At 50.1% G+C, this 26933-nt stretch carries 25 protein-coding genes, 1 rRNA gene and 2 other annotated features; all 26 genes read left to right on the top strand.

Annotation, left to right across the window (positions count from 1 at the left end; translation table 11 throughout):
• The first annotated feature begins 115 nt into the window (after positions 1-115).
• The 26 genes from rrf to rpoC all read left to right on the top strand — a co-directional run bounded on the left by rrf (position 116) and on the right by rpoC (position 26716).
• A 5S ribosomal RNA gene (gene rrf, locus EVJ34_RS14610) occupies positions 116-231 on the top strand.
• A 147-nt stretch (positions 232-378) separates the two neighbouring features.
• On the top strand, positions 379-846 hold the full coding sequence (locus tag EVJ34_RS14615) for a CtsR family transcriptional regulator (protein WP_131437982.1): 468 nt from the start codon (positions 379-381) through the stop codon (positions 844-846).
• A gap of 127 nt (positions 847-973) precedes the next feature.
• On the top strand, positions 974-1300 hold the full coding sequence (locus EVJ34_RS14620) for a UvrB/UvrC motif-containing protein (RefSeq protein ID WP_236634636.1): 327 nt from the start codon (positions 974-976) through the stop codon (positions 1298-1300).
• Entirely contained in the window at positions 1300-2343 is a 1044-nt protein-coding gene (locus tag EVJ34_RS14625; RefSeq protein ID WP_131486132.1) for a protein arginine kinase, read from the top strand. The genes EVJ34_RS14620 and EVJ34_RS14625 overlap by 1 nt, the downstream gene beginning before the upstream one ends.
• 24 nt (positions 2344-2367) lie before the next feature.
• Complete coding sequence (clpC, locus tag EVJ34_RS14630; RefSeq protein ID WP_131486133.1) at positions 2368-4803, top strand: ATP-dependent protease ATP-binding subunit ClpC; 2436 nt, start codon at positions 2368-2370, stop codon at positions 4801-4803.
• A 54-nt stretch (positions 4804-4857) separates the two neighbouring features.
• Complete coding sequence (gene radA, locus EVJ34_RS14635; RefSeq protein WP_034781742.1) at positions 4858-6234, top strand: DNA repair protein RadA; 1377 nt, start codon at positions 4858-4860, stop codon at positions 6232-6234.
• A gap of 115 nt (positions 6235-6349) precedes the next feature.
• On the top strand, positions 6350-7414 hold the full coding sequence (locus EVJ34_RS14640) for a PIN/TRAM domain-containing protein (protein WP_131486134.1): 1065 nt from the start codon (positions 6350-6352) through the stop codon (positions 7412-7414).
• A gap of 59 nt (positions 7415-7473) precedes the next feature.
• A complete protein-coding gene (gene ispD, locus EVJ34_RS14645; RefSeq protein ID WP_304988509.1) occupies positions 7474-8151 on the top strand; it encodes a 2-C-methyl-D-erythritol 4-phosphate cytidylyltransferase in 678 nt (225 codons plus the stop codon).
• On the top strand, positions 8148-8621 hold the full coding sequence (ispF, locus tag EVJ34_RS14650) for a 2-C-methyl-D-erythritol 2,4-cyclodiphosphate synthase (protein ID WP_131437972.1): 474 nt from the start codon (positions 8148-8150) through the stop codon (positions 8619-8621). Before ispD ends, ispF begins: the two co-directional genes overlap by 4 nt.
• 45 nt (positions 8622-8666) lie before the next feature.
• Positions 8667-10124 (top strand): glutamate--tRNA ligase, encoded by a 1458-nt coding sequence (gene gltX / locus EVJ34_RS14655; RefSeq protein ID WP_201739718.1) that lies wholly within the window; start codon positions 8667-8669, stop codon positions 10122-10124.
• Positions 10121-10324 (top strand) — a binding site (T-box leader). It overlaps the preceding gene by 4 nt.
• A gap of 49 nt (positions 10325-10373) precedes the next feature.
• Complete coding sequence (gene cysE / locus EVJ34_RS14660; protein ID WP_131437968.1) at positions 10374-11063, top strand: serine O-acetyltransferase; 690 nt, start codon at positions 10374-10376, stop codon at positions 11061-11063.
• Entirely contained in the window at positions 11032-12429 is a 1398-nt protein-coding gene (cysS, locus tag EVJ34_RS14665) for a cysteine--tRNA ligase (protein WP_131437966.1), read from the top strand. Before cysE ends, cysS begins: the two co-directional genes overlap by 32 nt.
• Positions 12426-12833 (top strand): Mini-ribonuclease 3, encoded by a 408-nt coding sequence (locus EVJ34_RS14670; protein ID WP_131437964.1) that lies wholly within the window; start codon positions 12426-12428, stop codon positions 12831-12833. The genes cysS and EVJ34_RS14670 overlap by 4 nt, the downstream gene beginning before the upstream one ends.
• 103 nt (positions 12834-12936) lie before the next feature.
• On the top strand, positions 12937-13686 hold the full coding sequence (gene rlmB, locus EVJ34_RS14675) for a 23S rRNA (guanosine(2251)-2'-O)-methyltransferase RlmB (RefSeq protein WP_029594424.1): 750 nt from the start codon (positions 12937-12939) through the stop codon (positions 13684-13686).
• On the top strand, positions 13683-14210 hold the full coding sequence (locus EVJ34_RS14680) for an NYN domain-containing protein (protein ID WP_131437961.1): 528 nt from the start codon (positions 13683-13685) through the stop codon (positions 14208-14210). The genes rlmB and EVJ34_RS14680 overlap by 4 nt, the downstream gene beginning before the upstream one ends.
• 221 nt (positions 14211-14431) lie before the next feature.
• The gene (gene sigH / locus EVJ34_RS14685) at positions 14432-15073 is read left to right on the top strand and encodes an RNA polymerase sporulation sigma factor SigH (protein ID WP_131437959.1); all 642 of its coding nucleotides are present in this window, start codon (positions 14432-14434) and stop codon (positions 15071-15073) included.
• 127 nt (positions 15074-15200) lie between these two features.
• Positions 15201-15347, top strand: a complete 147-nt coding sequence (rpmG, locus tag EVJ34_RS14690) for a 50S ribosomal protein L33 (RefSeq protein WP_131437957.1) — start codon at positions 15201-15203, stop codon at positions 15345-15347.
• Between the two features lie 34 nt (positions 15348-15381).
• Positions 15382-15552, top strand: coding sequence for a preprotein translocase subunit SecE (gene secE / locus EVJ34_RS14695; RefSeq protein ID WP_012727692.1), 171 nt, complete (start codon positions 15382-15384; stop codon positions 15550-15552).
• Positions 15553-15569: 17 nt separating this feature from the next.
• Positions 15570-16121, top strand: coding sequence for a transcription termination/antitermination protein NusG (nusG, locus tag EVJ34_RS14700; RefSeq protein WP_114166670.1), 552 nt, complete (start codon positions 15570-15572; stop codon positions 16119-16121).
• 148 nt (positions 16122-16269) lie between these two features.
• Positions 16270-16695 (top strand): 50S ribosomal protein L11, encoded by a 426-nt coding sequence (gene rplK, locus EVJ34_RS14705; protein WP_021066593.1) that lies wholly within the window; start codon positions 16270-16272, stop codon positions 16693-16695.
• Between the two features lie 98 nt (positions 16696-16793).
• Positions 16794-17480 carry a 50S ribosomal protein L1 gene (gene rplA / locus EVJ34_RS14710; RefSeq protein WP_034781720.1) on the top strand — a complete coding sequence of 229 codons (687 nt, stop codon included), beginning with the start codon at positions 16794-16796 and terminating at the stop codon, positions 17478-17480.
• 59 nt (positions 17481-17539) lie between these two features.
• Positions 17540-17693, top strand: a sequence feature (ribosomal protein L10 leader region).
• Positions 17694-17738: 45 nt separating this feature from the next.
• A complete protein-coding gene (gene rplJ, locus EVJ34_RS14715) occupies positions 17739-18245 on the top strand; it encodes a 50S ribosomal protein L10 (RefSeq protein ID WP_034781718.1) in 507 nt (168 codons plus the stop codon).
• 59 nt (positions 18246-18304) lie between these two features.
• Positions 18305-18670: a 50S ribosomal protein L7/L12 gene (gene rplL, locus EVJ34_RS14720; RefSeq protein WP_024372175.1), complete on the top strand. Its 366-nt coding sequence runs from the start codon at positions 18305-18307 to the stop codon at positions 18668-18670.
• An 85-nt stretch (positions 18671-18755) separates the two neighbouring features.
• Positions 18756-19352 (top strand): class I SAM-dependent methyltransferase, encoded by a 597-nt coding sequence (locus tag EVJ34_RS14725; protein WP_131437956.1) that lies wholly within the window; start codon positions 18756-18758, stop codon positions 19350-19352.
• A gap of 193 nt (positions 19353-19545) precedes the next feature.
• Positions 19546-23094, top strand: coding sequence for a DNA-directed RNA polymerase subunit beta (rpoB, locus tag EVJ34_RS14730; protein ID WP_034781750.1), 3549 nt, complete (start codon positions 19546-19548; stop codon positions 23092-23094).
• A gap of 22 nt (positions 23095-23116) precedes the next feature.
• Entirely contained in the window at positions 23117-26716 is a 3600-nt protein-coding gene (rpoC, locus tag EVJ34_RS14735) for a DNA-directed RNA polymerase subunit beta' (RefSeq protein WP_131486136.1), read from the top strand.
• Positions 26717-26933: the final 217 nt, after the last annotated feature.

Here is a 26933-nt window from a genome sequence, read left to right on the forward strand (position 1 = left end):
TGGAAGCACGGCGACGTGTGGAGCTGAATGATACTAATCGGTCGAGGCTTTGATCTAGTCTAATGGTTTGTATGAATTGATGAGTCTTCAGTTTTGAGAGAACAATCTCTCGATGTCTGGTGGCGATAGCGAAGCGGCCACACCCGTTCCCATGCCGAACACGGAAGTTAAGCGCTTCAGCGCCGAAAGTAGTTGGGGGTCTCCCCCTGTGAGGATAGGACGTTGCCAGGCCAACGCGAAGGACGATCAAGCATCTGCTTGGTCGTCTTTTTTCTGTTTGAAGCGGTGTCGCAGTTGCGACATCGCTTTTCGTTTGCCTTTTTTTGAATCAATGATAGAATATAGTCAAAAGTCAAAGATGGTCAGAGGGTGGTGGAGATGAGAAACATATCGGATGTAATCGAACAGTATTTAAAGCAAGTGCTGAAGGAGAGTCAGGCCGAAGCGATCGAAATTAAACGGCAAGATATCGCCAAGCGTTTCGAATGTGTTCCGTCTCAAATCAACTACGTTATTAATACACGTTTTACGGTCGAGAAAGGTTATTTGGTCGAGAGTAAGCGTGGAGGCGGGGGATATATTCGCATTCGTCGCGTAATTTTACATGAAAAGCAAGACGTATTGGCCAGCTTGATTGATATACTACATGATCATCCCCGTCTTTCCGAACAACTTGTCGAGAACATGTTGGTTCGTTTGTTTGAAGAAGGAATGTTAAGCGAACGGGAAGTTCGTTTACTGTACCACTTGTTATCCGATGAAGCGCTTGGTTTGACAGCTGAGGATCGATATTTGATTCGAAGACAGCAATTACTCGCATTAATGAAGTTACTTAGTTACCATTGACTGACGGAGGCATACATCTATGCTATGTGAACGATGCAAACGGCGACCTGCCGTCAATGAAATTCAAGTAGTGGAGAATGGCATTCCCGTAACGCGTAAATTCTGTCGTAATTGTACAGTAGAACTCATGTCAGGTTATGTACCGGTCGTGAAACGTTGTCCGGTATGTCAAATGACACAAAACGAGTTGGCTCATCTACGAAAAGCTGGATGTGCTACGTGTTATACGGTATTTCGTGACGAACTGATTAAAATCACTCGGCAATATCAACAAGGCCATGATGTTCATGTCGGTTCGATACCAGATGTGTTGCGCACACCAGATGAGCGAATCGAAGAGCGACTTCACAAGTTAGCAGGGGAGTTACAACGCGCCGTCGAACAAGAAGATTATGAACGTGCAGCGCGAATTAAAAAAGAAATCATTCAGCTGAAAGGACAAGGTGAGGCGTGATGGAATCATTTCTCAAGCATCCACTCGGTCCGAAGATGAAAGAGCGAGCGAAACTTGATGACTTAGTCATTTCAACGCGCATTCGTTTAGCTCGAAACTTAAAAGATACGGTCTTTTCCCCGGTCTTATCTAAAGAAAGTCAACGTCAACTCTGTCAACGCATTGAAACGTCACTCGGTGGATTACAAGGTTTTGAATATTTGAACATGGGGGGTTACGATTCAGTAACCCGACAAGCACTCGTTGAAAAACATTTAATTAGCCCGACAATCGCTCGAAAAGAAGAAAGTGCCGTCTTATTAAGTGAAGATGAGACAATCAGTGTGCTGATTAATGAAGAAGATCACTTACGCATCCAGACGTTACTTCCAGGTTATCAAGTAGAAGAAGCATTCGAACTCGCAAAACGAGTCGACGTCCTCTGTGGCGAGTCTCTCCCATATGCGTTCGACGAACAGCTCGGGTATTTAACGACTTGTCCAAGCAATATTGGGACAGGACTTCGAGCGTCAGTCATGCTCCATCTCCCTGGATTAACGTTAACAGGACGAATTACTCCTATACTGAAAGAACTTCGAAAGCTCGGATATACGATTCGAGGACGATATGGAGAAGGTAGTGACGCAGCGGGACGATTGTTTCAATTATCGAATCAACGGACGCTCGGCAGTCATGAGTCACAGTTGTTAATAGACTTTATGGAAGTTACAGAACAAGTGATTCAGGCGGAACGACAAGCCCGGGAAGAGCTACTGGCTCGTAACCAAGACGAGTTAGAAGACCGGTTTTATCGCTCCTACGGAATTTTACGCTATGCGAAACTGTTATCATCGACAGAAGCGATTGAACGTCTGTCGGATTTGCATTTGGCGAGTGACCTTGGTATTTTGTCAGACTGGAGTCCACCCCAGTTCCACGAATTAATTGTAAAGCTCCAATCAGGTTTCCTACAAAAACATTTCGGGAAAACATTATCTACGAAAGAGCGAGATCGTGAACGAGCGACTCTCGTTCGTCGAACGTTAGATCATGGTTTAGTTTGATCCAACTTTAAGGAGGTTTTGTCAATGATGTTTGGTCGATTTACAGAACGAGCTCAGCGCGTATTAGCTTTAGCACAAGAGGAAGCGGTACGACTTGGCCATCATAATATTGGTACGGAACATATTTTACTCGGACTCGTCCGTGAAGGGGAAGGAATTGCCGCTAAGGCGTTGTTCGCCCTCGGACTTACGTCTGAAAAGATTCAACAGGAGGTAGAGGCACTCATTGGCCGTGGCTCAGAAAACGGCTCAACGATTCACTATACACCACGTGCGAAAAAAGTGATTGAACTCTCGATGGACGAGGCTCGGAAACTTGGCCATTCTTATGTCGGGACCGAACACATTTTACTCGGTGTGATTCGTGAAGGCGAAGGTGTGGCAGCTCGTGTCTTGAACAACCTTGGAGTTAGTTTGACGAAGGCACGTCAGCAAGTGCTTCAACTCTTGGGAAACACAGAATCATCTTCTAATGCGTCACAGCCGGGAACGAGTGCAGCGACACCGACGCTCGACGGGTTGGCACGTGACTTGACGCAACAGGCGCGTGAGTCGCGCCTTGATCCAGTCATCGGCCGCGCTGGCGAAATCCAACGTGTCATTGAAGTATTATCACGCCGGACGAAAAACAACCCGGTCCTCATCGGGGAACCAGGGGTCGGGAAAACGGCAGTCGTGGAAGGGCTTGCTCAACAAATCATCAACAACGAAGTCCCGGAAACACTTCGCAACAAACGCGTCATGGTACTTGATATGGGAACACTCGTCGCCGGAACGAAATATCGTGGTGAGTTCGAAGATCGCTTAAAGAAAGTGATGGATGAGATTCGTCAAGCCGGCAACGTCATCCTCTTCATCGACGAGTTGCACACATTGATTGGTGCTGGTGGAGCTGAAGGGGCAATCGATGCGTCGAATATTTTGAAACCTTCACTCGCACGTGGCGAACTCCAATGTATCGGGGCGACGACACTTGATGAGTACCGGAAATACATCGAGAAAGATGCAGCACTCGAGCGCCGATTCCAGCCGATTCAAGTCAATGAACCGACGGCGGATGAGGCGGAACAAATCCTCTTTGGATTACGTGACCGTTATGAGGCACACCATCGCGTCACGATTACAGATGAAGCGATTCATGAAGCTGTCGTTCTCTCAGACCGTTACATCTCGGACCGTTTCCTTCCGGATAAGGCAATCGACCTTGTCGATGAGGCTGCTTCGAAAGTGAGACTTCGCTCATTCACGGCGCCACCGAACTTGAAAGAACTCGAAGCTCGTCTCGAGTCGATCCGTAAAGAGAAGGATTCGGCTGTCCAGAGTCAAGAGTTTGAAAAGGCTGCGTCGCTACGCGACACGGAACAAAAACTTCGTGATGAGCTCGAACAGCTCAAGGCGGAATGGCAGAACAAGCAAGGGAACGAAAAGCTTGAAGTAACGAAAGAAGATATCGCGCAAGTCGTCGCCAACTGGACAGGCGTACCGGTGACGAAGATTGCCGAAGAAGAGACAGATCGTCTCCTCAAACTCGAATCCATTCTACACGGTCGTGTCATCGGTCAAGATGAGGCCGTCAAATCGATTTCACGGGCGATTCGCCGGGCTCGTGCCGGCTTGAAAGATCCGAAGCGTCCGATTGGTTCGTTCGTCTTCCTCGGACCGACGGGTGTCGGGAAGACCGAGTTGGCTCGTGCCGTCGCTGAGGCGTTGTTCGGTGACGAAGATGCCATCATCCGGATCGACATGTCAGAGTACATGGAGAAGCATGCGACAAGTCGTCTCGTCGGTTCACCTCCAGGTTATGTCGGTTATGAAGAAGGCGGTCAGTTAACAGAGAAGGTTCGCCGCAAGCCATATTCGGTTATCTTGCTTGACGAGATTGAGAAGGCTCACCCTGAAGTGTTCAATATCTTGCTACAAGTGCTCGATGACGGTCGCTTGACTGACTCGAAAGGACGTACCGTCGACTTCCGGAATACCGTCATCATCATGACATCAAACGTCGGTGCGGCAGCGCTCAAACGCAATAAATATGTCGGGTTCACGGTCGAAGATGACGTGAAACGTGAGTATACTGAAATGAAAGATAAAGTCATGGAAGAGTTGAAAAAGGCGTTCCGCCCCGAGTTCTTGAACCGGATTGACGAGATCACCGTCTTCCACTCGCTCCAAAAAGAGCACATCCAAGAAATCGTCAAACTCATGGCCGAGACACTTACAAAACGTCTTGGCGAACAAGGGATCGACTTCACTCTCACCGAATCAGCACTCGAGAAAATTGCTGAAGTCGGTTACGATCCTGAGTATGGTGCTCGTCCACTACGCCGTGCCCTTCAACGTGAGGTCGAGGATCGACTCTCAGAGGCAATGCTCAGTGGAAGCATCACGAAAGGCAGCAAAGTGGCGCTCGATGTGCAAGACGGCGAATTCGTCGTTCGAAATGAAGGTGTCGTTCAGTAAATACAAGGCTCCCTCTCTTGTGTGAGGGGGCTTTTTTAGACGGAAAGGAACATCATGGCAAAAATTAAAACGAAATACGTATGTCAGTCATGCGGGTACGAATCCGCAAAATGGATGGGACGTTGCCCAGGTTGTAATGAATGGAATACGCTCGTCGAAGAGTTTGTCGAAGAGAAAAAGGCAAAACGGGGTGCCGCGTTCGTCCATAGTTCTTCTAGACAATTGAAACCGGAGCGCCTGTCAGATGTCGTATCGCAAGAAGAGACACGCGTCCATACGAACAGCCAAGAGTTTGACCGCGTGCTCGGGGGTGGAATCGTCCCAGGCTCACTCGTCCTCGTCGGGGGAGACCCGGGAATCGGGAAGTCGACGATTCTCTTGCAAGTAAGCGCCCATCTCGCCCATAGCGGACGGAAAGTACTCTACATTTCCGGAGAAGAGTCGCTCAAACAGACAAAACTTCGTGCGGAGCGGCTCGGTTTGCCAACGGAAGACTTATATGTCCTCGCCGAGACGGATATGCTCATGATTGAACGGGTCATCGATGAAGAAGAACCCGGTTTCGTCATCATCGATTCGATTCAAACCGTCTATATGGATGAGATTCAATCGGCACCGGGGAGTGTCGCCCAAGTCCGGGAATGTACGGCAGCGCTTATGAAGATTGCCAAAACCCGCGGCATCGCCGTCTTTATCGTCGGTCACGTGACGAAACAAGGTTCAATTGCTGGACCTCGTCTGCTCGAGCACATGGTCGACGCCGTGCTTTACTTCGAAGGTGAACGTCACCACACGTTCCGGATTTTACGGGCCGTGAAAAACCGATTTGGCTCGACGAACGAGATTGGCATCTTTGAGATGAAAGAGGGTGGGCTCGAAGAAGTGCTCAATCCGTCTGAAATCTTCTTGGAAGAACGAACTGCTGGCGTCTCAGGTTCCACCGTCGTCGCCTCGATGGAAGGGACGCGGACCGTGCTCGTCGAACTACAGGCGCTCATCTCGCCGACCTCGTTCGGGAACCCGCGCCGAATGGCGACAGGAATCGATCAAAACCGGGTCGCACTCCTCATGGCCGTACTTGAGAAGCGTTCGGGTCTGTTGCTCCAAACGCAAGATGCCTATTTGAAAGCGGCAGGTGGCGTCAAATTGGATGAGCCGGCGATCGACTTGGCGATTTGCATCTCGATCGCGTCAAGCTTCCGGGATCGTCCGACTCGACCGACAGATGTTTGCATCGGTGAAGTCGGCTTGACCGGTGAAGTCCGGCGTGTGTCACGGATTGAACAACGTGTCGCCGAAGCGGCCAAGCTCGGATTCACGCGGGCCATCATTCCGAAAAACAACCTCGGGGGCTGGACGGCCCCACCTGGCATCGATGTCGTCGGTGTCAGCACTGTCGACGAAGCGCTCCAACTTGCCATCCCATTCTGAAGGGGCGCTTCCGGCAGTTTTTAACGCTTTGTAACGAACGCTTTCAAAAAAACCGTGTTACAATGAAAGTGTTAATTTCTTGAAATTTAAATTCATAACAAAGGAGGTGGAATGAGTGAAGATTGCTGTGCGAATCGGATTTATTTTGATCGGACTCGTCGTCGGCTGGTTTGGTATTATCGAAGCGATGTTGCTGTTAGGTGACTTTGGAGTGAGTGTGCCCGCTTGGTTGACGATTCCTTACGTAGCTAGTTTGATTGGTGGACTTATCTTCTTCATTCTTAGTTTATTCTTGACCGATGGGGTCGTTAAATTTATCCGTTTCATCGAAGAACGGCTCGTCCGTTTACCGGTCGGTGATATTTTGTTTGGGTCGATCGGATTGATTATCGGTTTGTTGATTGCCTTTTTGATCAGTGTCTCATTAGAAGTGACGAATATTTTCTTGCTCAGCAAGGTCGTACCGATCTTTGTGACTGCCTTGTTCGGTTACTTCGGTTTTGCTGTCGGTTACCGGAAGCGGAACGAATGGATTAAACTGTTCGTCAAGAGTGAACGCGAGAAGCCGGCCGCGGAACCATTGCGCCGCTCGAACGATAAAATTTTAGATACGAGCGTCATTATCGACGGTCGGATTGCTGACATTTCGAAGACCGGTTTTATTGAAGGGACGCTCATCGTGCCGCAATTTGTCATCGGCGAACTTCAATATATTGCCGATTCATCGGATACATTGAAGCGGAATCGTGGGCGTCGTGGGCTCGATATTTTAAAAGAGTTGCAAGACAACGACCGCATCGAAGTCGAGATTTATGACGGCGATTTCGAAGACGTCGCCGAAGTGGACATCAAGTTGATCAAATTGGCGGAGTTGAAAAAAGGCATCGTCGTGACGAACGACTACAATTTGAACAAAGTGTGCGAAGTTCGGAACGTCCCGGTATTGAATATTAACGATTTGGCCAATTCGGTCAAACAGATCGTCATTCCAGGGGAAGAGATGGTCGTGACGGTCATTAAAGAAGGAAAAGAACAAAATCAAGGCGTCGCGTACCTCGAAGACGGCACGATGGTCGTCGTTGAAGGCGGACGCAAGTTGATTTCGAAGACGTTGCCTGTTGTCGTGACGAGCGTGCTTCAAACATCGGCGGGTCGTATGATTTTTGCTCGTCCTGAATAAGTATGGAAAAAGAGACGCATTAGCGCTCTCTTTTTTCACGAAAAGAGGTGAATGGAATGGTGCGTTATACGGTGGTCATCCCAGCCGCAGGTAAAGGGAAGCGGATGGGGGCCGATGAGAATAAATTAATGCTGGCGCTGCAAGGAAAACCGATTATCGTCTGGACGGTCGAGGCGTTCTCAAACGATGTATGGTGTGAGCGCATCGTTCTCGCTGTGCGTCCGGAGGAACAAGAATGGTTCGAGCGGCAGTTGCATCATCTAGAGACCCCGATTACATATGTGACGGGTGGGGAAGAACGACAACAGAGCGTTCGGGCCGGTTTACAAGTCGTCGACCCGAACGGCATCGTCTTGATTCATGACGGGGCACGGCCGTTCGTACGTATCGATCAACTTCACGCTATCGCGGAGGCAGCCGAGACGGAAGGTGCGATCCTTGCCGTCCCAGTCAAAGACACGGTCAAACAAGTCGCAGTCGGACACATTACACATACGGTGCCACGTGAGGCGTTATGGCTAGCACAAACTCCACAGGCGTTTCGCGCAGCCGACATTCGGGCCGTCCATGACCAGGCAGAAATTTCTGGGTTCATCGGCACGGACGATGCGAGTTTATTCGAGTGGGCGGGCAAAAAAGTGACTGTGTTGACAGGTGACTATCACAACATTAAAATCACGACGCCGGAAGATTTATTGTTTGGAGAGGCGATTTTAACGAAGGAGGACTATCGATGAGAATCGGACAAGGATTTGATGTACACGCGTTCGCCGAAGGGCGTCCGCTCATTTTAGGGGGAATCGAGATTCCACACGACCGCGGCCTGCTTGGCCACTCGGATGCGGACGTCTTGTTGCATACGATTGCCGATGCAGCCCTTGGGGCGATCGCAGCGGGCGATATCGGCAAGCATTTCCCAGATACGGACCCGAACTTTAAAGATGCGGATTCAAAGGTGTTGTTGCAACACGTCTGGCAACTCGTCAAAGCGGAAGGCTATGTGCTCGGCAACGTCGATGCGACAGTGATGGCAGAGCGACCGAAGCTTCGTACGTACATCGACGATATGCGAGCGGTCATCGCCGAGTTGCTCGAGGCAGACATCAGCCAAGTGAACGTTAAGGCGACGACGACTGAAAAGCTCGGCTTCACCGGACGTGAAGAAGGAATTGCCGCCCAGGCGGTCATCCTGCTCAACCGTGCTTGACAAAAGTGGTATACTATTTGGGCAGAAGAGAAGAAAGGTGGAAATATTATGAGTGAAGTGCGCGTACGCTATGCGCCGAGTCCGACGGGTCACCTTCATATTGGGAACGCCCGGACCGCGCTATTTAACTATTTGTATGCTCGCCATGCCGGCGGGAAGATGATTCTCCGAATCGAGGATACGGACCAGAAACGGAACGTTGAGAACGGTGTTGAGAGTCAAATGAAATACTTGGAATGGCTCGGCATCGATTGGGATGAAGGTCCAGGCCGCGGCGGCGATCACGGTCCTTACTTCCAAATGGAGCGACTCGACCTCTATAATCAATACGTGAACGAGTTGATGGACAAAGGACTCGCTTATAAATGCTATATGACGTCAGAAGAACTCGAGGCGGAACGCGAAGCCCAAATCGCGCGCGGCGAAGCACCACGCTATTCAGGTGCACATCGTAACTTGAGTGACGAAGAGCGTGCGGCGTTCGAAGCCGAGGGACGTAAACCATCGATTCGAATTCGTGTACCGGAAGCGGTCACGTACAAGTGGACCGACGTCGTCAAAGGGGACGTCTCGTTCGAATCAAAAGATTTTGGTGACTGGGTCATCGTCAAACAAGACGGGATTCCGACGTATAACTTCGCTGTTGTCGTCGATGACCACTTGATGAACATCAGCCACGTGTTGCGTGGGGACGACCATATCGCCAACACACCGAAACAGATGATGGTCTATGATGCGCTCGGTTGGGACTACCCTGCGTTTGGTCATATGACTTTGATTTATAACGAAAACCATAAGAAGCTCTCGAAACGCGATGAGTCAATCATCCAGTTCATCGAGCAATATGCGGACCTCGGGTACCTCCCAGGGGCGCTCTTTAACTTCATCTCACTTCTTGGTTGGTCTCCGGTTGGAGAAGAAGAAATCTTTACGAAAGAAACATTCATTGAGATGTTTGACGCAGGTCGTTTGTCGAAGAGTCCGGCCGTCTTCGACCAACAGAAACTCGCTTGGATTAACAGCGTCTACATGAAACAAGCTTCGCTTGACGAAGTGGTGGCACTCAGTTTACCATTCTTACAAGAAGCAGGACGTTTACCGAACGCTTTGTCAATGGAACAAGCCGATTGGGCGACAGCGCTCATCGCTCTCTATAAAGAACAAATGACGCACGGTGCTGAAATCGTATCATTGACGGATCTGTTCTTTAAAGATGAGGTCGAATACGACGAAGAGGCCAATGCAGTCCTCGCTGGGGAAACGGTACCGGCTGTTCTTGCCGAGTTCAAGACTCAGCTTGAAGCAATCGAAGACTTCACGCCGGAAGCCGTCAAAGCAGCGACAAAAGCGACACAAAAGGCAACTGGGCAAAAAGGGAAGAACTTGTTCATGCCGATCCGCGTCGCAACGACGGGGCAGACGCACGGACCAGAACTTCCGAACGCTATTTCATTGATTGGCAAAGAGCGTGTCTTGGCACGTCTCACAACATTATTAGCTTAAAGGCAATGATGAGGAAAGTAAGCGGTATGACACTTAACAGAGACTAGAACCAAGGCTGGAAGTTCTAGAGTGGTCCCCCGTCGAAGTGCACCTCGGAGCCGTTCCGGCGATATGTAGTCGGGACCGCGACTCGGCGTTAACGAGACTTGAGAGGGGAACTTTCCCAAACAGAGTGGAACCGCGCTTACGGCGTCTCTGTGCCTTGGCACAGGGGCGTCTTTGTTTTTGATATGGAAAAGGAGAACAATTATGGGATTTTGGAAAAGTGTGAGCGAAGATATTCGGAATGTGCTCGAGCTCGATCCGGCTGCCCGCTCAAAAGTAGAAGTCATTTTAACGTATCCAGGGTTACACGCACTTTGGGCACATCGAATCGCGCATGGACTGTGGACGCGCAACGTGAAGTTAATGGCAAAGTTGATTGCCCAGACGAGTCGTTGGTTGACGGGGATAGAGATTCATCCCGGTGCGGTCATCGGTGAACGCTTGTTTATCGATCATGGGTTTGGCATCGTCATCGGGGAGACGGCGATTATCGGGAATGACGTAACGATTTATCAAGGCGTGACGCTCGGCGGAACGGGAAAAGAGAAAGGAAAACGTCATCCGACCATCGGGAATGATGTGCTCATCTCGGCCGGGGCTAAAGTGCTCGGGAATATCGCGATTGGAGATTGCGTCAAAATCGGGGCAAGTTCCGTCGTTTTAAAAGACGTCCCATCTGACTCGACCGTTGTCGGAATTCCAGGGCGGGTCGTCATTCGGAACGGCGAGCGCGTCAAACAGCACGACCTCGATCATCGCTTCCCAGACCCGGACCGCGAATGCCAAGAGCGACTAGAACGTGCTGTCGCACAGTTAGAAGACAAACTTGCTTCATTAGAAAAACGGATGGAGGAAAACACACATGATTCAGTTTTACAACAGCCTCACGAATAAGAAAGAACCGTTCGTGCCAATCGTTCCGGGAAAAGTATCGATGTACGTATGTGGGCCGACCGTCTACAATTACATCCACGTCGGTAACGCCCGTCCAGCAATCGCCTTTGATACGGTTCGCCGTTACTTGACGTACCGGGGCTATGACGTCAAATACGTCCTTAACTTCACGGATGTGGACGATAAGATTATCCGGACCGCGAACGAACTCGGGGAAGACGTCGGGACGTTGACGAACCGTTATATCGATGCCTACTTGGAAGACACTGGTGCCTTGAATGTCTTACCGGCTGATGTCCATCCGCGTGTTACAGACACGATGGACGAGATCATCACGTTCATCCGCGAACTCGAGACTCAAGATTTTGCGTATGAGGCAGGTGGGGACGTTTATTTCCGGACGCGTAAGTTTGAGACGTACGGAAAATTGAGTCAGCAGTCAATCGAAGACTTGCGAGCGGGCTCACGTGTCGACGTCGGGGAAAAGAAAGAAGATCCGCTCGATTTCGTCTTGTGGAAAGCGGCGAAACCAGGTGAGCCGGCATGGGAAAGTCCATGGGGGCAAGGTCGTCCAGGCTGGCATATCGAGTGCTCAGCGATGGCGAAAAAACACCTTGGCGCAACGATTGATATACACGCCGGTGGACACGACCTCAAATTCCCGCACCACGAGAACGAGATTGCCCAGTCGGAGGCATGCAACCATACGAAGTTTGCTAACTACTGGCTGCATAACGGGTTCATCAATATCGAGAACGAAAAGATGTCCAAATCGCTAGGGAACTTCCTGCTCGTCCATGAGGCGTTGAAAGAAGTCGATGCGATGGTGCTCCGCTTCTTCATGTTGTCGGTCCACTATCGTCATCCGATCAACTATAGCCGTGAGTTGATCGAACAAGCGGCGAATGGATGGGATCGCATTAAAGAAGCGTATCAAAACGTCGAATATCGTCTATCGGTCACGGCTGGCCTTGAAGAGCCGAGCGAGGCGATGGAGCGTAAGCTTACGACCATTAAAGCAGCCTTCATCGAAGCGATGGATGATGACATGAATACGGCGAACGCGGTGACAGTACTGTTCGATTTGGCGCGTGAAGCCAACATCTATGCGAAAGCCGACCATGTGTCGAAAGTTACGCTCGACAACGTGATTGCCCTGTTCGAAGAATTGACAGGCGTGCTCGGGTTGACGATTAAAGTAGAAGCAGAACTCCTCGACGCGGAAATTGACCAATTGATCCAAGAGCGGAACACAGCCCGTGCGGAGCGAAACTTTGCCCGAGCCGATGAAATTCGAGATATCTTGAAAGAGCAGAAGATTCAACTCGAGGATACGGCTCAAGGGGTGCGGTGGAAACGGTTATGAAGCAACAAGCCCCCCAACTGAACGCCCTCGCCCTCGCCTATATGGGGGACGCCGTATACGAGATGGCGGTACGGAAGCGTCTGCTCGCTCAAGGGATGACGAAGCCGAATGATCTCCACCGCGGCGCGATCCGCTACGTCAATGCGGCGGCCCAAGCCGGGGTTGTGACCCATTGGCTCGAGACTAGTGTCTTGAGTGAGGATGAAGCGGCGGTCGTCCGCCGCGGGAAGAACGCGAAATCCGGTTCTATTCCAAAACGCACGGATGTCCACACGTACCGCTACTCGACTGCGTTCGAGGCATTGATTGGCTACACATATCTAATGGAAAGAAGGGATCGTCTTGAAGAACTCATCGAACAAGCGTTCACATGGCTCGAAACCGAGTCATTCGAAACGACATGACGGAGCAAGGGAGCAACGTTCTTTCGACCGTCCACGCGGCGAACGGAACGAACGCCCACAACGTCAGAAGCTAGAACGACCTGACTATCAAGAAGTCGATGTCATGGAAGAAGGAATCGACTTCCTTTACGGTCGTAATCCGGTCATGGAGGCGCTCCGGAGCGGGCGTGATATGAACAAGGTCTTCATTATGGAAGGCCAACAGAAAGGGCCACTCGCTCAAATCATCGGCATGGCCAACGAGGCATCGGTTCAAATCTCATTCGTCCCGAAGACGAAACTCGAGAAGATGGCCGGCAGCGAACATCACCAAGGTGTTGTCGCCGCGGTTGCTGCGTACGAATATAAGTCGGTGGAAGACATGTTCGCCCTCGCCGAATCAAAAGGAGAAACGCCGCTGTTCATCTTACTGGATGAACTCGAAGACCCACATAACCTCGGTTCGATTTTGCGGACGGCGGATGCGGTCGGAGCGCACGGGATTATCATTCCGAAGCGTCGCTCGGTCGGCTTGACGCAGACGGTGGCGAAAGCGTCGACAGGAGCGATCGAGTATATCCCGGTCGCGCGCGTCACGAACTTGACACGGACGCTTGAAGAATTGAAAGAGAAAGGGCTATGGGTCGTCGGGACAGACGCGAGCGAGAGCCAAGACTATCGTCGCCTCGATGGGAACATGCCGCTCGTCGTCGTCATCGGTAGTGAAGGTAAAGGGATGAGCCGCCTCGTGCGCGAATCGTGTGACTTCCTCGTCCACATGCCGATGGTCGGTCACGTCACGTCGCTGAACGCCTCGGTTGCGGCCGCGCTTCTCTTATATGAAGTGCATCGCTCACGTAACCCATTGTCATGAGCATCAAGAAACGGGAATTACTCCTCGTGGATGGGTATAACATCATTGGCGCATGGCCACATCTTCGAAAGCTACGCGATATCGATTTTGAGAAAGCACGAACCGATTTGATTGAAGCGATGGCCGAGTATCAAGCGGTAACAGGTCGCGAAGTGACCATCGTCTTCGATGCCCATATGCGGTATGGACGGGAGTCGAAAGCGAATCAGAGTCGTGTCGCGGTCGTCTACACGAAAGAACACGAGACGGCGGACGAATGGATTGAGCGCCGTGCGCACGACCTTGTCGATGACCGGCTCGTGACGCTGTTCGTGGCGACGAACGATTTCACCGAACAGTGGGTCATCTTCGGACAAGGAGCGCTTCGGGTTCCCGCCAATGAATTATTAAAGGATTGGAAGCACGCCCAGGTGTTGATTGAAAAAGAGCGATCGGCACTCGAACAGGACCGGTCGAATCGAAAAACAATCGACCTCTCCCCAGACATAAGAGCCCGATTGGAAGAAATACGTCGCCGTAAATGAAGCGGTGAAAGATATCACGGACGAGTTCATGAAATGGACTCGTCTTTTGTTTTAAATTTGACATTTATTTGAAAGGGAATGTTGTATACTAATAGATATATGAGTTACACGATATGTAATTGACGGAATTTTTAGAATTTTGTTTGACGGTCGTTTTAACTGACGCCTATAATGAGAGCACAAACTTACATAAGTTCATCAATCGCCGGGGGGTAAGAAACATGAACGGATGGCCATACGAGCAGTTTGAAAGCATGTCCGACGAAGAGCTGGTCTTTCTTGCGCGTAATGAGGGGGATAGCGACGCTCTTGAATTTTTGATTGAACGTTACCGGTATTTCGTCCGGGCAAAGGCAAGGTCTTACTTTTTGATTGGTGCCGACCACGAGGATATCGTCCAAGAGGGGATGATCGGGCTGTATAAAGGTGTCCGGGATTACCGCGATGAACGACTCGCCTCGTTTAAAAGTTTTGCCGAGATGTGCATCACCCGCCAAATGATCACCGCGATCAAAACGGCGACCCGTCAGAAGCATATCCCGCTCAATTCTTATGTCTCGCTCGACAAGCCGATTTTTGACGACGAGTCGGACCGGACGTTGCTCGATGTGATCTTGCCGCCGCATCCGACGGACCCGCAGGATTTGCTCGTCACGAGAGAAGAACAACTGTTCATGGAAGAAAAGATGGACGAGCTCCTGAGTGACTTGGAACGAAAAGTGTTACGTCTTTATTTGGACGGCCGTTCGTACCAAGAAATCTCAGACGACCTTGACCGCCATGTGAAATCGATTGACAATGCGTTGCAACGCGTGAAGAAAAAGTTTGAGCGGCATGTCGACGTCAAAACGATGACGAGCTAACCGATATTGACCGCACGCCTCCTATGTGATACTTTTAAGGCAGCGCCTTGTCCGTAGACGCCATTTACAGGAGGCGTTTTTTTTTCGCTCTTTTTTATGGGAGAGCTGTCGAAAGGGGCGCTCATGAATGGCAAAGAAAGTAAGTCTCGCGTGCTCAGCGTGCGGGTCGAGTGGTTATTCGACCATGAAGCAAGACGACGTGACGACACGGCTCGAGCTGAAAAAGTTCTGCCGGCGTTGCAATGCGCATACGACACACCGAGAATCGAAGTAATGTAGATTGGCATTCAACGTAGGAGGAAGCTACCATGAACTTTTTGCGCGATGTATGGAAAGAGTTAAAGAAAACGAGTTGGCCGACTCGTAAAGAGCTCACAAAATATACCATCACGGTCATCGCGACGGTCGTCGTGATCGGCCTGTTCGTGTTCGGCGTAGATACTGGTGTCAGCTATCTCGTCAACCTATTGATTAACTAAGGAAAGAGGTGAAAGCCGTGGAGAAACAATGGTTTGTTGTCCAGACGTATTCTGGATTTGAAAACAACGTCAAAGAAAACCTAGAACGTCGAATCGGTTCGATGAACATGGAAGATAAAATTTTCCGCGTCCTCGTTCCGACTGAAACAACGCAAGAAGAAGTCACACTTAAGAGTGGCGAGAAGAAGATTAAAGAAAAAGAAGTGAAGAGCTTCCCAGGTTACGTCTTCGTCGAGATGATCATGACGGATGATTCGTGGTATGTCGTTCGGAACACACCGAACGTCACCGGCTTCCTCGGTTCGACAGGCGGCGGCGCTAAGCCAATCCCGCTTCAACCGGACGAAGTGACGAACGTCTTGTCACAGATGGGCCTCATCGAGAAGAAAGATCGTTACAACTACGAACTCGGTGACCTTGTCCGTGTCAAAGAAGGCGCATTTGAGAACTTCGAAGGAACGATTGATGAAATCGAAGCCGATAAAGAGAAGCTCAAAGTTGTCGTTGACATGTTCGGCCGTGAAACAAAAATTGAGCTTGATTTCGAACAAGTTCAGAAAATTAACTAATACCCACTTGCCATTCTCGGAAACGGATGGTACAATCGGAAATGTTTGATGTTGTGCTATATTTCGGTACAAACTCGACCTAATAGATTGAGTGGGAGGGCGCACAACGTCCAAGAAACCACATTTTAGACTTAAGGAGGTGTGTCTCGTGGCGAAAAAAGTTACTAAACTCGTTAAACTTCAAATCCCAGCTGGTAAAGCTAACCCAGCACCACCAGTAGGTCCAGCACTTGGTCAAGCAGGTGTTAACATCATGGGATTCTGTAAAGAGTTCAACGCTCGTACACAAGACCAAGCCGGATTGATTATTCCTGTAGTCATTACGGTATACGAAGATCGTTCGTTTACATTCATTACGAAAACTCCACCAGCTGCAGTTCTTTTGAAGAAAGCTGCTGGTATCGAGAGCGGTTCTGGTGAACCAAACCGTAAGAAGGTAGCAACGGTTAAGCGTGATAAAGTTCGCGAAATCGCTGAACTTAAAATGCCTGACCTTAACGCGTCGTCTGTTGAAACAGCGATGCTTATGGTTGAAGGTACTGCGCGTAGTATGGGTATTGTAATCGAAGACTAATTTATTAGTCTCTGGGATTGTCGGTGAATATTATGCTCACCTTCAATCCCTTCATTATGTGGGAGGAAATTCCGCTAACCACAAGGAGGAAAAGAATCATGGGTAAAAAACACCAAGAAGCAGCTAAGCTTGTTGACCGCATGAAGTCATACGAACTCGCTGAGGCCGTTGAACTCGTACAAAAAACAGCTACTGCTAAATTCGATGAAACAATCGAAGTTGCTGTCCGTCTCGGCGTAGATCCGAAGAAAGCGGACCAACAAATCCGCGGTGCCGTCGTACTTCCACACGGTACTGGTAAAACGCAAAAAGTTCTCGTCTTCGCAAAAGGCGAAAAAGTTAAAGAAGCTGAAGCGGCTGGCGCTGACTACGTCGGTGACTCTGAGTTCATCACTAAAATCCAACAAGGATGGTTCGACTTCGATGTAATCGTTGCGACACCTGACATGATGGGCGAAGTTGGTAAACTTGGTCGCGTTCTCGGACCAAAAGGCCTCATGCCTAACCCGAAAACAGGCACAGTCACGTTCGACGTTGCGAAAGCAATCGCGGACATCAAAGCTGGTAAAGTAGAATACCGCGTTGACAAAGCCGGTAACATCCACGTACCAGTTGGTAAGAAGTCATTTGAAGCAACAAAACTCTCTGAGAACATCGAAACAATCATCGAGACGCTCATGAAAGTGAAGCCTGCTACTGCAAAAGGAACTTACCTTAAAAACATCGCGCTTTCTTCGACAATGGGTCCTGGAATCCGTGTCGCGACTGCCGACTTCATCAAGTAATCTACTTGAAATAAACTGTTGACAACGTGTGATACCGCTGTTAAAGTAATACACGTTCAACCGAATATGTTGGATTACCGTAGACAGAAGGTGGACATCGGTCCGTAAACCCTTCCGAGGTGTCTTTGCTCGAACTTGAGCCTGTTGTCACAGGTTTACTTTCAAACAATTACGCCCTCGTATGTCTTCATACGAGGGATTTCTTTTTGGAGAGCAGCCTCTCGTCCGGTATAAGAATTGACTAGGAGGTGCAAACACATGGCAAGCGAAAAAATCGTATCTCAGAAATCGGCACTCGTCGATGAAATCGCTGAGAAAATGCAAGCAAGCGTTGGGACAATCGTTGTTGACTACCGTGGACTTACAGTTGAAGAAGTGACTACACTCCGTAAATCACTCCGTGACGCTGGAATCGAGTTCAAAGTATACAAAAACGGTCTCCTTCGCCGCGCAGCAGTTCAGTCGAACTTCGAAGGTCTTGACGAAGTCTTCACTGGCCCTACAGCAATCGCGTTCTCGAACGAAGACGTTGTAGCTCCAGCGAAGATCTTGAACGACTTCTCGAAAGAGCACAAAGCGCTCGAATTGAAAGGCGGAATCATCGAAGGCAAAGTAACTTCACTTGAAGAAGTTAAAGCCCTTGCAGAACTTCCATCACGCGATGGTCTTCTCTCGATGCTTCTCAGCGTCCTTCAAGCTCCAATCCGTGGGCTCGCAGTCGCAACAAACGCAATCGCAGAACAAAAAGAAGAGCAAACTGCTTAATTTTTGTCTCGTAGCGTAACCAAAACCAATCTTTACAACATCAAAGGAGGAAAACCATAATGGCTTTCAACAAAGAGCAATTCATCGAAGACCTCAAATCAATGACGGTTCTCGAACTTAACGAACTCGTAAAAACAATCGAAGAAGAATTCGGCGTATCAGCAGCAGCTCCAGTAGCAGTTGCAGGTGCAGGCGCAGCAGCAGCTGAAGAGCAAACTGAATTCGACGTAATCCTCACAAACGCTGGCGCTGGTAAAATCAACGTCATCAAAGCAGTTCGTGAACTTACAGGCCTCGGTCTTAAAGAAGCGAAAGCACTCGTTGACGGAACTCCGGCTCCAGTCAAAGAAGGCGTTTCTAAAGAAGACGCAGACGCAGTCAAAGCTAAGCTTGAAGAAGCTGGCGCAACTGTCGAAGTTAAGTAATCCAACTTTTACTTCACAACCTATAGAAGCTCGCTATGGCGAGCTTCTTTTATTTCCTTGAAGAGTGGGTTAGGAGGTTCAATGCATGGGAGATCATTACTATACGAACGACCCTCGTTCGAAAAGTGCCCCTGAGACATGGACGTACGAGTTACGAGGGAAGACATATCGCTTCACCTCGGACCGCGGCGTGTTCTCGAAAGGATCGGTCGATTTTGGGTCACGTCTCTTAATCGAATCATTTGAAGTGCCTGATGTTGAAGGGCGCATTTTAGATGTGGGCTGCGGCTACGGTCCGATGGGGATCTCGCTTGCCGACGCCTCTGGGCGTGAAGCACTCCTCGTCGACGTGAACGAGCGAGCGCTTGCCTTGTCAGAGCAAAACGCCGCCCAGAACGGAGTGACGATCGAGACGCGGCTCAGCCACGCTTACGACGCGGTCGGTGATGAACAGTTCGCCGCAATCGTGACCAATCCGCCAATTCGGGCCGGGAAGCAAGTGGTCCATACGATTCTGCGAGACGCGCATGCGCATCTCGTCGTAGGTGGAGCGCTCTATGTCGTCATCCAAAAGAAACAAGGAGCGCCTTCTGCCAAGAAGTTGCTTGAAGATGTATTTGGTCAAGTCGAGACGGTTGTGAAAGAGAAAGGGTATTTCATTTTCCGAGCAATTCGCTCTTGACAAACGGTGAAGTCTTGTTGACTCGCTATAACGTATATGCTAACATTATAAAATGCCATTGGAATGGAATTCGCCTTGAACTGCCGCGTTTGCCGCTTTTTAGACGCGGAAAAGAGACGACATTCAATGACAATGTTCGATTATTACGCCCGAAAAATTCGATAGAGAATTGGGGGTCTGAGAGGTGAATCAGTTGACTGGTCAACTTGTTCAGTACGGTCGTCACCGTCAGAGAAGAAGCTTTGCCCGTATCAGTGAGGTATTAGAGCTTCCGAATTTGATTGAAATTCAAACTGCTTCTTACGAGTGGTTCTTACGTGAAGGATTGAAAGAGATGTTTACGGACATTTCGCCAATCTCCGACTTCACTGGAAACCTTGTGCTCGAGTTCATCGATTATTCGCTCAGTGAGCCGAAGTATTCGATCGATGAGTCGAAGGAGCGAGACGTAACTTACTCTGCGCCGTTGCGCGTAAAAGTACGTCTGCAAAACAAAGAGACAGGTGAGCTCAAAGAACAAGAAGTATTCATGGGTGATTTCCCGCTCATGACAGAATCGGGAACGTTTATCATTAACGGTGCAGAACGCGTTATTGTTTCCCAGCTTGTTCGTTCACCGAGCGTTTACTACAACGCGAAACTCGATAAAAACGGTAAGCGTGGTTTCGGTGCGACAGTCATTCCGAACCGCGGTGCATGGCTCGAACTTGAGACAGATGCCAAAGATATCGTTTACGTTCGTATCGACCGTACCCGTAAGATCCCGGTAACGGTGTTGTTGCGTGCCCTCGGATTCGGTACGGACCAAGAGATTATCGATCTTCTCGGGGATGACGAATATCTTCGTAATACCCTTGAAAAAGATAATACAGAATCAACAGAAAAAGCGTTGATCGAAATTTACGAGCGTCTCCGCCCTGGTGAACCACCAACGGTTGAGAACGCGAAGTCACTTCTCGTATCTCGTTTCTTCGACCCAAAACGTTACGACCTTGCCAACGTCGGTCGCTACAAGATGAACAAAAAACTTCATCTTAAAAACCGTCTCTTCGGCCAAAAATTGGCCGAGACGCTCGTTGACCCAGAAACAGGCGAAGTCATCGCTGAAGCTGGAACAATCCTCGATCGTCGCAACCTTGACCGCGTTCTTCCACACTTGGAGAATGGCCTCGGTTATATGGATGCTGAGCCGACAGGCGGCGTCGCTGAAGGTGAACCGTTCGGTCTTCAATCAATCAAAGTTATCTCACCAGATGACCCAGATGGAGAGCGTATCTTGAACATTATCGGTAACGGCAATATCGACCGTAGCGTGAAGCACATCACGCCGGCTGATATCATCGCATCGATCAACTACTTCTTTAACTTGCTACACGAAGTCGGAACAACAGATGACATCGACCACTTAGGAAACCGTCGTCTTCGTTCAGTCGGAGAACTTCTCCAAAACCAATTCCGGATCGGGCTTTCTCGTATGGAACGTGTCGTTAAAGAACGGATGTCGATTCAAGATCAAAATGCGATCACACCACAGGCGCTTATCAACATTCGCCCGGTAATCGCATCGCTAAAAGAGTTCTTCGGTAGCTCGCAATTATCACAGTTCATGGACCAAACAAACCCGCTCGCAGAGCTCACGCACAAGCGTCGTCTCTCTGCACTTGGACCGGGTGGTTTGACACGTGAGCGTGCTGGTTTCGAAGTTCGAGACGTTCACTATTCGCACTACGGTCGGATGTGTCCAATCGAAACACCAGAAGGACCGAACATCGGTCTCATCAACTCACTTTCGTCTTATGCGAAAGTAAACGAATACGGCTTCATCGAAGCACCGTATCGTCGAGTCGACCCAGAAACAGGTCTCGTCACGAGCGAGATTCAATATATGACGGCGGATGAAGAAGATCTCTACGTCGTCGCCCAGGCGAACATGCCGCTCACAGAAGAAGGCGGTTTCGCCAACGAACAAGTCCTTTGCCGCTTCCGCGGACAAAACTTGTCAGTTGAGCCGAACCGAGTCGATTACATGGACGTATCGCCGAAACAGGTTGTTTCTGCCGCGACGGCATGTATCCCGTTCCTTGAGAACGATGACTCGAACCGTGCCCTCATGGGAGCGAACATGCAACGTCAAGCTGTACCGCTTCTTCAACCAGATTCACCGATTATCGGTACTGGGATGGAGTACGTATCAGCGAAAGACTCTGGAGCCGCGATCATCGCGAAATTCCCAGGTGTCGTCGAGCGTGTCACAGCACGTGAAATCTTGGTCCGCCGCACGTCTGACGTGAACGGTTCTGAGGTATCAGGTGACCTTGACCGCTACAAACTTCAAAAGTATGTCCGTTCGAACCAAGGGACATGCTACAACCAGAAGCCGATCATCGCTGCTGGTGACCGTGTCGAAAAAGGAGAAATCCTTGCTGACGGTCCATCGATGGATATGGGTGAGCTCGCGCTCGGCCGTAACGTCGTGGTCGCCTTCATGACATGGGACGGTTACAACTATGAGGATGCGATCATCATGAGTGAGCGTCTCGTGAAAGATGACGTGTACACATCGATTCATATCGAAGAGTACGAGTCAGAATCACGCGATACGAAACTCGGACCTGAGGAAATCACACGTGATATTCCAAACGTCGGGGATGACGCACTTCGCAACTTGGACGACCGTGGGATCATCCGCATCGGTGCGGAAGTCAAGGATGGCGATATCCTCGTCGGTAAAGTAACGCCTAAAGGCGTGACTGAATTGACGGCGGAAGAGCGTCTCTTGCACGCGATCTTCGGTGAGAAGGCACGTGAAGTCCGTGATACGTCACTCCGTGTACCAAACGGCGGCGACGGCATCATTTTGGATGTCAAAGTGTTCGATCGTGAAAACGGTGACGAACTCTCACCGGGCGTGAACCAAATGGTTCGTGTCTACATCGTTCAAAAACGTAAGATTCACGAAGGGGATAAGATGGCGGGACGTCACGGTAACAAAGGTGTTATCTCGCGAATCCTCCCTGAAGAAGATATGCCATACATGCCGGACGGCACACCGATTGACATCATGCTTAACCCACTAGGTGTACCATCACGGATGAACATCGGTCAGGTACTCGAACTCCACCTTGGAATGGCGGCTAAAAAGCTCGGCATCAAAGTGGCGACACCTGTATTCGATGGTGCGCGTGAGGAAGACGTATGGGCAACGATTGAAGAAGCTGGAATGGACAAAGATGCTAAGACTCGTCTCTATGACGGTCGTACTGGTGAAGCGTTCGATAACCGCGTCTCGGTCGGTGTCATGTACATGATCAAACTCGCGCACATGGTTGATGATAAACTTCACGCTCGTTCGACAGGACCATACTCGCTCGTCACGCAACAACCGCTCGGTGGTAAAGCACAGTTCGGTGGACAACGTTTCGGTGAGATGGAAGTATGGGCACTTGAAGCGTACGGCGCAGCCTACACGCTCCAGGAAATCCTTACAATCAAGTCGGATGACACGGTTGGCCGTGTGAAAGCATACGAGGCCATCGTGAAAGGTGAGAGCGTTCCGAAAGCGGGCGTTCCTGAATCGTTCCGCGTCTTGATTAAAGAGCTCCAAGCGCTCGGTATGGAAGTCAAGATGATGTCTGCGGACGATGAAGAAGTTGAAATGAAAGATGAAGATGACGACAACATCCCGAACGCAACATCGGCGTTAGAACAAGTCGTTCAACCGACTGTTACGGAAGAGGAATAAGGCGAAAAGGGAGGTCGGCCCCTTGGTAGATGTTAATCGATTTGAATATATGAAAATCGGCTTGGCTTCACCCGAAAAGATCCGTTCGTGGTCTTACGGGGAAGTCAAAAAGCCGGAAACGATCAACTATCGTACACTCAAACCAGAGAAGGACGGATTGTTCTGTGAACGAATCTTCGGTCCTACGAAAGACTGGGAATGTTACTGCGGGAAATACAAACGGATCCGTTATAAAGGAGTCATTTGTGACCGCTGTGGCGTTGAAGTGACGAAAGCGAAAGTGCGTCGCGAGCGTATGGGCCATATCGAGCTCGCGGCACCAGTTTCGCACATCTGGTACTTCAAAGGGATTCCAAGCCGAATGGGGCTTGTTCTCGATATGTCACCACGTGCGCTCGAAGAAGTAATCTACTTCGCGTCGTACGTTGTGACGGAGCCAGGTGACACTCCGCTTGAGAAGAAACAACTTCTCTCGGAAAAAGAATACCGTCTCTACCGTGAAAAATACGGTAGTGACTTCAAAGCAGACATGGGTGCGGAAGCAATCCGGACACTCCTTCAAGACGTACAACTTGAGAAGGAAGTCGGAGAACTCCGCGAAGAATTGAAGACGGTTCAAGGTCAGCGTCGCACACGTGCGATCAAACGCCTTGAAGTGCTCGATGCATTCTTCACGTCGGGGAATGATCCAGATTGGATGATCCTCGAAGTACTTCCTGTCATCCCGCCAGAGCTTCGCCCAATGGTGCAGCTCGACGGGGGACGCTTTGCGACTTCTGACTTGAACGATTTGTATCGTCGAGTCATCAACCGTAACAACCGTCTCAAACGTTTGCTCGACCTCGGCGCGCCGAACATCATCGTGCAAAACGAGAAGCGTATGCTTCAAGAAGCGGTTGACGCCCTCATCGACAACGGTCGTCGTGGTCGTCCGGTAACAGGTCCAGGTAACCGTCCGCTTAAATCACTTTCACACATGTTGAAAGGGAAACAAGGTCGTTTCCGTCAAAACCTTCTTGGTAAACGGGTCGACTACTCAGGACGTTCGGTTATCGTCGTTGGGCCGAACTTGAAGATGTACCAGTGTGGTCTCCCGAAAGAGATGGCGCTTGAACTCTTCAAACCGTTCGTGATGAAAGAGCTTGTCGGTCGCGGCATCGCATCGAACATCAAGAACGCCAAACGCAAGATTGAGAAGATGCAACCAGAAATCTGGGGCGTCCTCGAAGAAGTCATTCGTGAGCACCCGGTTCTCTTGAACCGTGCCCCTACGCTTCACCGCTTAGGGATTCAAGCTTTCGAACCGATTCTCGTCGAAGGTCGCGCGATTCGCCTTCACCCGCTCGTATGTACGGCTTATAACGCCGACTTCGATGGTGACCAAATGGCGGTCCACGTACCACTTTCTGCCGAGGCGCAAGCCGAAGCTCGTCTTCTCATGCTCGCAGCGCAAAACATCTTGAACCCGAAAGATGGAAAACCAGTTGTTACACCATCGCAGGATATGGTCCTCGGTAACTACTACATCTCGCTTGAACGCGACGATGCCATCGGACAAGGGAAAATTTTGTCGAACGTCAACGAAGCGCTTATCGCGTATCAAAATGGCTACGTCCACTTGCATACACGTGTCGCTCTTCCAGCACGTACGCTCAACAACCCGACGTTCACAGATGAGCAAAACGAGAAATTGTTGATCACAACGGTCGGGAAGATGATCTTCAACGAGATCTTGCCGAACACGTTCCCATACTTGAACGAGCCGACGATGGAAAACTTGCAGGAAGCAACGCCTGACAAGTACTTCATCGACAAAGGTGCCAACGTGGCGGAAGAAATCGCCTCACGTCCACTCATCGAGCCGTTCAAAAAAGGATTCCTTGGAAAAGTCATCGCGGAAGTGTTCCAGAAGTTTGAAACGACTGAAACAAGCCGCATGCTTGACCGGATGAAAGATCTCGGCTTCAAACACTCGACGAAAGCCGGTGTGACGGTCGGAATCGCAGATATCATCGTTCTTCCGGACAAACAAGAAATCCTCGATGAAGCGCAAACTCAAGTCGATCAAATCATGAAGTCATTCCGTCGCGGTCTCATCACTGAAGATGAGCGTTACGAGCGCGTTGTACGCTCTTGGAACGAAGCGAAAGATGAGATTCAATCACGATTGATGAAATCCCTCAATCGCTTGAACCCAATCTTCATGATGTCTGACTCAGGTGCCCGTGGTAACGCGTCCAACTTCACGCAGCTCGCAGGGATGCGTGGTTTGATGGCCGCTCCATCTGGTCGCATCATCGAACTTCCGATCAAATCTTCATTCCGTGAAGGTCTGACGGTACAAGAATACTTCATCTCGACACACGGTGCGCGTAAAGGTCTCGCCGATACAGCCCTTAAGACGGCTGACTCAGGTTACTTGACACGTCGTCTCGTTGACGTAGCCCAAGATGTCATCATCCGTGAAGAAGATTGTGGAACGGACCGCGGAATCCGCGTCGCCGCCCTCCGCGAAGGCACGGAAGAAATCGAAAACTTGTATGACCGCCTCGTCGGCCGTACAGCGTTCGAGACAGTGGCACATCCGGAAACGGGTGAAGTCATGGTCGAGAAGAACCAATTGATCACCGAAGATCTCGCTCGCGACATCGTCGACGCTGGAATCGAACGAGTTGAAATCCGGACAGCCTTTACATGTAACACGTCACACGGCGTATGTAAGAAATGTTACGGTCGCAACTTGGCGACTGGCTCGAACGTTGAAGTCGGCGAAGCTGTCGGTATCATCGCCGCGCAATCGATCGGTGAGCCAGGAACGCAGCTTACAATGCGTACCTTCCACACAGGTGGGGTAGCCGGAGATGATATCACGCAAGGTCTTCCGCGTATCCAAGAGGTATTCGAGGCTCGTAACCCGAAAGGGCAAGCGGTCATCTCGGAAATCCCTGGTACGGTCATCGACTTTACAGAATCGCGTGACAAGCGTGAACTCACGGTCGAAGGACTCAGTGAGACACGTACGTACACGATCCCGTTCGGAGCACGTCTTCGTGTTCAAATCGGAGATACGGTAGAAGCCGGAGAAGTCTTCACGGAAGGTTCGATCGATCCGAAAGAATTGCTCGCTGTCCGTGGTGTATCTGGTGTTCAAAACTATCTTCTTCAAGAAGTACAAAAAGTTTACCGGATGCAAGGGGTAGAGATCGGCGACAAACACGTCGAAGTTATGGTTCGCCAAATGCTTCGTCGCGTCAAAGTCATCGAGTCTGGTGACACGCCGCTCCTCCCTGGTTCGCTCGTCGACATCAGCGTCTTCAAGGAAGCATGTAAAGATGCGCTCCGCGAAGGCAAGAGCCCGGCAACGGCGAAACCGGTCCTTCTCGGAATCACGAAAGCGTCGCTTGAGACAGATTCGTTCCTCTCGGCCGCTTCGTTCCAAGAAACGACTCGTGTATTGACAGATGCTGCCATCAAAGGCAAGCGCGACTATCTCCTCGGACTCAAAGAGAACGTCATCATCGGGAAACTCGTTCCAGCTGGTACTGGGATGCCGGTTTACCGTGATGTTCAACTCAAAGAAGAAGAGACGAAAGCCGTCCTCGAAGACACGACAGTCGAATAAAAACGTCTTGACAGCATAGGTTGGCGGTGCTACTATGATTTAGTGCCGCCAATCGGTTGTTGTCGATGACAACGGTGTCCAGCAGTCGGCAAGCTACTCGGACGTCACCCGATCTTTCTTCGGAAAGGTTTGGCTGCTATTATTGCCACTTTCAAGGTATAACTCACGTTTTTGCGAGGTCATGGAATGCCTACGCCTCGTAAAAGCGTTTCGTTAT

It is taken from the genome of Exiguobacterium sp. SL-9 (genome assembly GCF_004336985.1).
Classification (GTDB): domain Bacteria; phylum Bacillota; class Bacilli; order Exiguobacteriales; family Exiguobacteriaceae; genus Exiguobacterium.